Source organism: Megasphaera jansseni (assembly GCF_047974155.1).
Taxonomy (GTDB): Bacteria; Bacillota; Negativicutes; order Veillonellales; family Megasphaeraceae; genus Megasphaera.
On record NZ_JBHYRR010000021.1, the window covers coordinates 46,449 to 55,102 of the forward strand.

General features: G+C 57.0%; 8 protein-coding genes. All 8 read left to right on the top strand.

The window, feature by feature from the left end:
* Positions 1–3: 3 nt before the first annotated feature.
* Complete coding sequence (gene sigH / locus ACE418_RS08965) at positions 4–711, top strand: RNA polymerase sporulation sigma factor SigH (RefSeq protein ID WP_416450292.1); 708 nt, start codon at positions 4–6, stop codon at positions 709–711.
* A gap of 44 nt (positions 712–755) precedes the next feature.
* Positions 756–992, top strand: coding sequence for a preprotein translocase subunit SecG (secG, locus tag ACE418_RS08970; RefSeq protein ID WP_014016332.1), 237 nt, complete (start codon positions 756–758; stop codon positions 990–992).
* Between the two features lie 70 nt (positions 993–1,062).
* A complete protein-coding gene (gene rnr / locus ACE418_RS08975; RefSeq protein ID WP_416450293.1) occupies positions 1,063–3,408 on the top strand; it encodes a ribonuclease R in 2,346 nt (781 codons plus the stop codon).
* Positions 3,409–3,420: 12 nt separating this feature from the next.
* Complete coding sequence (gene smpB, locus ACE418_RS08980; RefSeq protein ID WP_014016334.1) at positions 3,421–3,894, top strand: SsrA-binding protein SmpB; 474 nt, start codon at positions 3,421–3,423, stop codon at positions 3,892–3,894.
* A gap of 17 nt (positions 3,895–3,911) precedes the next feature.
* A complete protein-coding gene (locus ACE418_RS08985) occupies positions 3,912–4,238 on the top strand; it encodes a hypothetical protein (RefSeq protein WP_416450294.1) in 327 nt (108 codons plus the stop codon).
* 51 nt (positions 4,239–4,289) lie between these two features.
* A complete protein-coding gene (gene polA / locus ACE418_RS08990) occupies positions 4,290–6,866 on the top strand; it encodes a DNA polymerase I (RefSeq protein ID WP_416450295.1) in 2,577 nt (858 codons plus the stop codon).
* An 8-nt stretch (positions 6,867–6,874) separates the two neighbouring features.
* Complete coding sequence (mutM, locus tag ACE418_RS08995) at positions 6,875–7,699, top strand: bifunctional DNA-formamidopyrimidine glycosylase/DNA-(apurinic or apyrimidinic site) lyase (RefSeq protein WP_416450296.1); 825 nt, start codon at positions 6,875–6,877, stop codon at positions 7,697–7,699.
* Between the two features lie 161 nt (positions 7,700–7,860).
* Positions 7,861–8,574, top strand: coding sequence for an HI0074 family nucleotidyltransferase substrate-binding subunit (locus ACE418_RS09000; RefSeq protein WP_416450297.1), 714 nt, complete (start codon positions 7,861–7,863; stop codon positions 8,572–8,574).
* The last annotated feature ends 80 nt before the right edge of the window (positions 8,575–8,654 follow it).

The window sequence follows — 8,654 nt, forward strand, 5'->3', positions numbered from 1 at the left end:
ATTATGCAGGCAGCGTCCAATGCAGAAGAAAAACATGACCGCTTTGCAGGCATGACAGATGAAGAAATCGTACGCATCGCCCAGGAAGAGAACGATGGCAAAGCGGCCGATTATATCGTCAACAAGTATCGCAACTTCGTCAAATCCAAAGCCCGTGCCTACTTCCTGGTCGGCGCAGACCGGGATGACATCATTCAGGAAGGCATGATCGGTCTTTACAAGGCGACACGGGATTTCCGCGGCGACAAGCTGTCCTCGTTCCGGGCCTTTGCCGAGTTATGCATTACCCGGCAGATCATCACGGCCATCAAGACGGCGACGCGGCAGAAACACATACCCCTCAACTCGTATGTGTCCCTCAACAAGCCCGTCTATGAAGAAGAATCGGACCGGACCCTGCAGGACATCCTGTCGGGCATCCGCGTCAGCGATCCTGAAGAACTGGTCATCAGCCGCGAAGAATTCAATGATATCGAACTGAAGATGAATGAGATCCTCAGCGATCTGGAATGGCAGGTCCTGACAGCCTATCTCGACGGCAAATCCTATAACGAGATGTCCCGCCAGCTGCACCGGCACGTCAAGTCCATCGACAATGCCCTGCAGCGGGTCAAACGCAAGCTGGAACATTATCTGGAAACGCGCAATGCCGAAAAAGAAACGGAACCCGATGAGAAAGCCAAAGAACCTATTGATAGAAAAGCTAAATGAGTGTACAATAGTACTGTTAGCGTCATTGTGTGAGGAGGATTAACGTGATCACAGCATTAGAAATCATCGTTGTCATTTTGGCACTGCTCATCATCGGTGTCGTCGTGGCCCAGAAGAGCAAGACCCAAGGCATGGGCGCCGGCTTTGGCGGCGGTGCGGAAGACTTGTTCGGGAGCCGGGCCCGCGGTATGGATGCCCTGCTTTCCAAACTGACTATCGTCTTGTCGATAGCATTTGCCATTTGTACATTGCTGTTAGGCAGACTGATGCATACTTTTTAATGAATTCTTAGGGGCTGTCGCATATGCGGCGGCTCCTTTTTTCTAACTACTGCGATTGGAGGAGGGGACTATGGATTTACAGCTGGCTCATGATATAATAAGTATATGTAATGAAGACAGCGGCGGCGCGACGGTCGAAGACTGTGCCGAACGGCTTGGCATCACGGGCGCCCGGCTGGCTGACGTATTTGACACATTTGAAGAATTAGTGAGGAGTGAGAAGCTCATGAGAATCGCAGGAGACCGGTATATCTCGGCGAAACAACCCCAGGAAATCACCGGTATTTATAAAGGCTATACGCCGACTTTCGGGTTCGTCCTCAGTGAAGACCTGACGGAAGACGTATACATTGCCGAACAGAACCGCCACACGGCCATGAACAACGATAAGGTTACGGTCCGCATCCTGCACAGCGGCGATGGCCGACACAAACAGGAAGGGGAAATCGTATCCATCGTCGAACGGGCCAACAAGACCCTGGTCGGCACGTTCCAGCTGGAAAAGCACAGCGCCTTCGTCACGCCCGATGACGAACGGATCCGTGAAGACGTCTACGTGCCCCTCGACAAGACCGGCGGCGCCCGCAGCAGTGCCCGCGTCCTGGTCAAGATCACCAAGTGGCCTGAAGAAGGGCGCAAAGCCGAAGGGGAAGTGACGGAAGTCCTCGGCTATGACGGCGATAAGGACCTGGATATCAAGGTCATCATGGCCCGCCACGGCCTGCCTTTCGATTTCCCGGACGACGTCAAGAAGGAAGCCGCCAAGATCGACATGACGGTCACCATGGAAGAAGGGCGCCGCGATTACCGCGACCGCCAGCTCATCACCATCGACAGCGAAGATGCCAAGGACCTGGACGACGCCATCGACGTCGTCCGCCTGCCGAACGGCCATTTCCGCCTGGGCGTCTACATCGCCGACGTCAGTTACTACGTCCGCCCGGGCTCGGCCATCGACCAGGAAGCGTATAACCGCGGTACCAGCGTCTACCTCGTCGACCGGGTCATCCCCATGCTGCCGACGGTCCTCTCTAACGGCATCTGCAGCCTGAACGCCAATGAAGACCGGTATTCCATGACCTGCGTCATGGAAATCGACGAAGAAGGCAAAGTCCTCAAGGCCGACATCGGGCCGGCCGTCATCCGGGTGAAACGGCGCTGCAACTACGTCGAAATCCGCAAGGCCCTCCTGGAAGGCATCGTGCCGGATGACCTGCAGCCCTTCATGCCCATGCTCAATGAACTGCGGGCTTTGTCGACGATCCTCAAGAACATGCGCCTCCGCCGCGGGGCCATCGACTTCGATTTCCCCGAATATAAGGTCATCCTTGACCCGGACGGCGTACCGCTGCGCCTGGAAAAACGGGAACGGACCATTGCCGAACAGATCGTCGAAGAAAGCATGCTCATCGCCAACGAAACGGTGGCCTGCTATCTCCGCGACAGCGAAAACCCGTCGGTCTACCGTATCCATGAGCTGCCCGAACCGGAACGGCTGGAAATGATGCGCACCGTTTTGTCGAGTTTCAACCTGCCCATGCCCGATACGGAATCGGTCAAGCCGGCTGATTTCCAGAAGCTCCTGGAAATGACCAAGGGCACCGATGAAGCTGCCGTCGTCCAGACCATCGCCCTGCGCTCCATGCAGCAGGCCCGCTATTCGACGACCAATGCCGGTCATTTCGGGCTGGCTTCGCAGTGTTATACTCATTTCACGTCGCCTATCCGCCGGTACCCGGACCTCATGGTCCACCGCCTGATCCGCCAGTACCAGCGCCGGGGGAAACTGACGGAAGAAGAATCCCAGCAGTCCCTGTCGTACCATACCATCGCCGCCGACCAGGCCAGCTCGCGCGAACGCATCGCCGTCGAAGCGGAACGGGAAACGGACGACCTCAAGAAGTGTCAGTACATGCTGCCCTTCATCGGCCAGCCTTTTGAAGCGCACATTACGGGCATCACGTCTTTCGGCCTCTTCGTAGGCCTGGAAAACGGTATCGAAGGTCTGGTCCATATTTCCCTGCTCACCGACGACGATTATGAATTCGATGAAGCCTCGTATACCCTGCGCGGCCAGCACGGCGGCAAGGTCTACCGCTTAGGCGATGCCATGGAAGTCACCCTGGCACAGGTCAATGTGGAAAAATGCGAAATCGACTTCGTCCCGGGCCGCTACGAATCGCTGGCAGACGTCCAGCAGCTCATGGCAGCCAGTGCCGAACGGCGCCATAAACGGAAGCACAGTGACAAGAAGGATACCGATACCAAGCGCAACTGGTTCGCCGGCGCCATCGGCAAGAAGGGCAAGAAAGACAAAAAGGACAAGAAGGGCCGCAAGGACAAGAAATCCGGCCGCAAAGCCGCGCGCAAGGGCAAGGGCAGCAAGAGCCGCCGCGGCAAAAAGAAGAAGAAATAGGAGGAATTTGCTTTGGCAACGTCACCGACAAAAGGTGTGAAATATATTTCGGACAACCGCAAGGCCCGTCACGATTATTTTATCCATGAAACGTATGAAGCAGGCATTGCCCTGACGGGGACGGAAGTCAAGTCCCTGCGCCAGGGCAAGGTCAATCTGAAGGACAGCTTCTGCCGCATCGAGAACGGCGAAGTCTTCCTCCTGGGCATGCACATCAGCCCTTATGACCAGGGCAACCGCTTCAACCACGATCCCCTGCGGACGCGCAAGCTCCTGCTCCATAAATATGAGATCATCAAGCTCTTGGGCAAGATCCAGGAAAAAGGCTATACCCTCATCCCCCTCAATCTCTATTTCAAGAAGGGGAAGGTCAAAGTGACCGTTGCCCTGGTAACAGGGAAGAAGCTCTACGACAAGCGGCAGGCCCTGGCCGAAAAAGAAGCCAAGCGCGATATCGAACGCCGCATGAAGAGCCGTAACTATTAATAGAAGGAGCATCGTCTATGAATACAGAAGATCCAAAAATCCTTTCCAATCACGAACGGGACAGCTTCCGCGGCCAGACCATCGATGAAGATGGGACGGTCCACGACCAGAAGTCCCTCTATGAAGAACGGCTGCGCCAGCAGCAGGAAGCGCACCACGGCATCCATATCGTCACGTCCGGCCTCTCATGGCGGGTCAAACTGGCCCTGGGCTTCATCGTCTTCTGCATCGTCGCCGTCATCATCGGCGCCCTGGGTTTCATCATCATGGCCATGCCCTACCTCTTGGGCATCTTCGTCATTTACTGCATCTACAGCATCGTCAGCTCCCTGCTGCATCGCTGAGAATTGTTGCAGCCGGCTTCGGACATCAATCATCACCAGAAAGGGTATCCCATGAAAGAGAATATCGTCATCATCGACGGCAGCAGTCTGCTCTACCGGGCATTTTATGCCATCCCGCATCTGACCGATGCCCAGGGGCATCCGACGAATGCCGTCTATGGTTTTTTGAATATGTTATTGAAATTATACGGGGAACTGGACCCGCAGTACGTCGCCGTCGCCTTCGACAAGAGCAAGCACACTTTCCGCAACGATTTGTTCGACGGCTACAAGGCCACGCGCAAGCCGGCGCCGGATGACCTGCGGCCGCAGTTCGCCCTGATCCGCGAAGTCCTGGCCTGCCTGGGCATCTGCGTCCTCGAACAGGAAGGCTACGAAGGGGATGACATCATCGGCACCCTGGCCCGCCGCACGGCAGCAGATGGCTATGCCGTCGCCGTCGTCACCGGCGACCGCGACGCCCTGCAGCTGGTCACGGACGACGTCACGGTCTACCTGACCAAGAAGGGCATCACCAACATGCTGGCCGTCACGCCGGCCGTCATGGAAGCCGAATACGGCTACACGCCGGCCCAGGTCATCGACATGAAAGCCCTCATGGGCGATACGGCCGACAACATCCCCGGTGTCCCCGGCGTCGGTGAAAAGACGGCGCTCAAGCTCATCACCCAGTTCGGCAGCGTCCACGGCGTCTATGAACACCTGGATGAAGTGAAGGGCAAGAAGTTGCAGGAAAAACTGGCCGACAACAAGGACAAGGCCGTCTTGTCCAAAGACCTGGCCACCATCCGCTGTGACGTGCCCCTTGATTACACCATGGACATGTTCCAGCCCCAGCCGCGTCAGGAAGACGTGGCCCAGCTCTTCCGCAGCCTGGGCTTCCGCAATCTACTGGAACGCTTCGCGGCTTTCGACCGTTTCTCCCACCTGGCAGACGCTGCGGCACCGGCAGCCGCCATCCAGGTCATGGACGCGCCGGGAGCGGAAAGTCTGAAGGGGAAGACCGTCGCCGTCGCCGCCCATTATGACGGCAGCCAGCCCATCCCGGCTGTGACGGCCCTGGCCATGGCTGTCGAAGACGGTGCCTTTGTCGTCGCCGAAAGCGATTACGACGCTTATCTGGCCGTCCTGCCCGAAGCGGCGGCCGTCGTCACCGATGACGGCAAGGACCTGACCAAAGTAGTGTCCCGCGTCGCAGCCGGCCGCCTGCCCCTGAAGGACATCATCCTGGCGGCTTATCTCCTCGACCCGACGCGGACGTCCTATGGCCTGACGTATATTTCGGAAACCTTCGATGTCAGCCTGGATGAAAGCACGGAAGACGACGGGCAGAAACTGGCCTGTGATGCGGCCTTTGCCTTACAGGTCTGGCCGAAAGCGGCTGCTGAACTGGACAAGGCCGCGCTCATGAAGCTTTACGACACCATCGAAGAACCGCTCATCCATACCCTGGCCGTCATGGAAATGAATGGCTTCGCTGTCGATACGGACCGCCTCATGGCTATGAAGAGCGAATTATCCCGCCAGGCCGATGCCCTGGAAGAAGCCATTTACGAGGACGCCGGCGAAACGTTCAACATCAATTCGCCGAAACAGCTCGGCGTCATCCTTTTCGAGAAATTGCAGCTGCCGGTCATCAAGAAGACCAAGACCGGCTATTCGACGGACAGTGCCGTTCTCGATGCCCTGCGAGACAAACATCCCATGATTGACAAGATCCTGCGCTTCCGGGCACTGAAAAAGCTCATTTCGACCTATCTCGACGGCCTGGAACCGCTCATCGTGCCGGAAACGGGCCGCATCTATACCCATTTCAACCAGATGGTCACGTCGACGGGCCGCCTGAGCAGTTCCGACCCGAATTTGCAGAACATCCCTATCCGGACGGAACAGGGCCGCAAGATACGCTCCCTCTTCATCCCCGGTGAAGGTTATGACTATATCGTCTCCGGCGACTATTCGCAGATTGAATTGCGCCTCCTGGCCCATCTATCCCAGGACCCGACCATGATCGACGGCTTCAAGAAGGGCCAGGATATCCACCGCCGGACGGCGTCGGAAGTCTTCGGCATCCCCCTGGACGAAGTCACGCCGGAAGAACGGTCCCATGCCAAAGCCGTCAACTTCGGCATCATCTATGGCATCAGCGACTTCGGCCTGGCCCGGAATATTTCCATTTCGCGACAGAAAGCCAAGGAATACATCGATTCCTATTTCGCCCGCTACAGCACGGTCCACGACTATATGAACGGCCTCATCGCCTCGGCCAAGGAATCGGGCATGGCCGTCACCATGTTTGGCCGCCGCCGGGCTCTGCCGGAAATCAACAGCAAGAACTTCACGCGCCGGTCCTTTGCTGAACGGACGGCCATGAACACGCCCATCCAGGGCAGTGCCGCCGATATCATCAAGCTGGCCATGAACGCCGTCCAGGATGAACTGGAAAAACGCCATTTGAAGAGCCGGCTCCTGGTCCAGGTCCATGACGAACTGGTCCTGGAAGTACCGGCCGGGGAAAAGGAAGAAATCGAAACCCTCCTCAAGGATACGATGGAACACATCGTCGACTTGTCCGTGCCCCTCGTCGTCGACATCCACAGCGGTGCCAACTGGGAAGAAGCGAAGTAGGTGAGACTATGCCGGAATTACCGGAAGTAGAAACGATACGGGCCTTCCTCGACCAGCATGTCCGGGGCAAGACCATTACGGCCATCGACCTGGACCTGCCGCGGCTCATCAAGAATACGACGGCAGCGCGTTTTGAAGCCGCCCTGACCGGCCAGACCCTGGAAGGCGTGAGCCGCCGCGGCAAATACCTTTTTGTCCATTGCAGCGGTTCCTGGTCGTTCCTGGCTCACATGCGCCTGACAGGAAGCCTGCTTTACGAAGAAAGACCCGGCCAGTATGCCGGCCGGGCCATCCATATTGCCTTTACCCTTAGCGAAGGGCGGCTTCTCTACCGAGACATCCGTACCCTGGGCTGCCTGTGGCTCGTGCCGTCAGACGGGCCGACGGGGGTCAAAGGCTATGACAGCCTGGGACCGGATGCCATCAGCCCGGACTTCACGACAGACCGGCTCTATGCGCTCCTGAAAGGCTGCCACCGGCCGGTGAAGACCCTGCTCCTGGACCAGACGAAGGTCGCCGGCCTGGGCAACATCTACGTCGACGAAGCCCTGTTCCGGGCCGGTATCCGGCCCATGCGCCACAGCGACAAGGTGACGAAAAAAGAAGCGGCCCACCTCCATGAAGCCATCGTTGCCGTCCTCCAGGAGGGCCTGGAACACGGCGGCACGACGATCCGCAACTTCATCAGCGGCAACGGCAAAGAAGGCCAGAACCAGGAAAACCTCCGCGTCTATGGCCGCGAAGGTACGCCCTGCACCGTCTGCGGCACGACCATCGAATACACCAAACTCAATGGCCGCGGCACGCACTACTGCCCGAAGTGCCAGCGGTAGGGGCCGCCCAGAGGGCGGCCCCTACCGCAGACCGCAGACCGCAGGCCGCTGTTCGCAGACCGCCTGCCAATCGTAGGGGCGCCCAAGCCTCCCCTCATAGGGGAGGTGGCCCGCAGGGCCGGAGAGGTTAAATGGCAGAAGCCGTCTAAAGGAGGAGTATTATGCATGGGTTGAGTGTCAGGCAGTGGCGGCAGATCTTGGCTATTTTGTCCCGCTATGGCAGCCAGATCGATTGGGTGAAATTATTCGGTTCGCGGGCCCGCGGTGATTATAAGCCCGTTTCCGATGTGGACCTGGCCATTGCCAGTGCCGAAAATCTGGTGACGCCGTTGCAGCTCGATTTCGAACAGAGCCAGCTGCCTTTTACCTTTGACCTCATCGATTACCGGCGTCAGCCAAACCAGAAATTGAAAGAGGCCATAGACAGGGAAGGGAAACTGCTCTGGGCTGTCGATGACAAAGGAGAATGGATGATGACGAAAGAACGATTGCTGCTGAAATGGGAAGACTATCACCAAGCGCTGCACCGCTTGGAAATCGCCTTGACGAAGACCTTGGATGAAGACGACCTTTATCTCGATGCGACCATCCAGCGTTTTGAATTTACCTTTGAATTGGCCTGGAAACTGATGAAAGCCGTTCTGGAATACGAAGGCATCGAAGCCACCAGTCCACGTAGCAGCATCCGCGAGGCTTGGAAACAACATCTTATCGGCGATGCGGAAAAATGGCTGGACATGCAGGTCAAACGCAACCTCTCTTCCCATACCTATAACGAAGAAACGGCTCAAGACATCTACCGCCATATCAAAGAAGAATATATTGTATTGCTGCAGAATTTGGACCAGGAAATACATTCGAGGCTTAATATTTGATACAAAAAGGGCCTGTCGCACGTAATCGTGCACAGGCTCTTTTTATGTATGCAAAAATATCATAGCTTTATGGTCGTTCT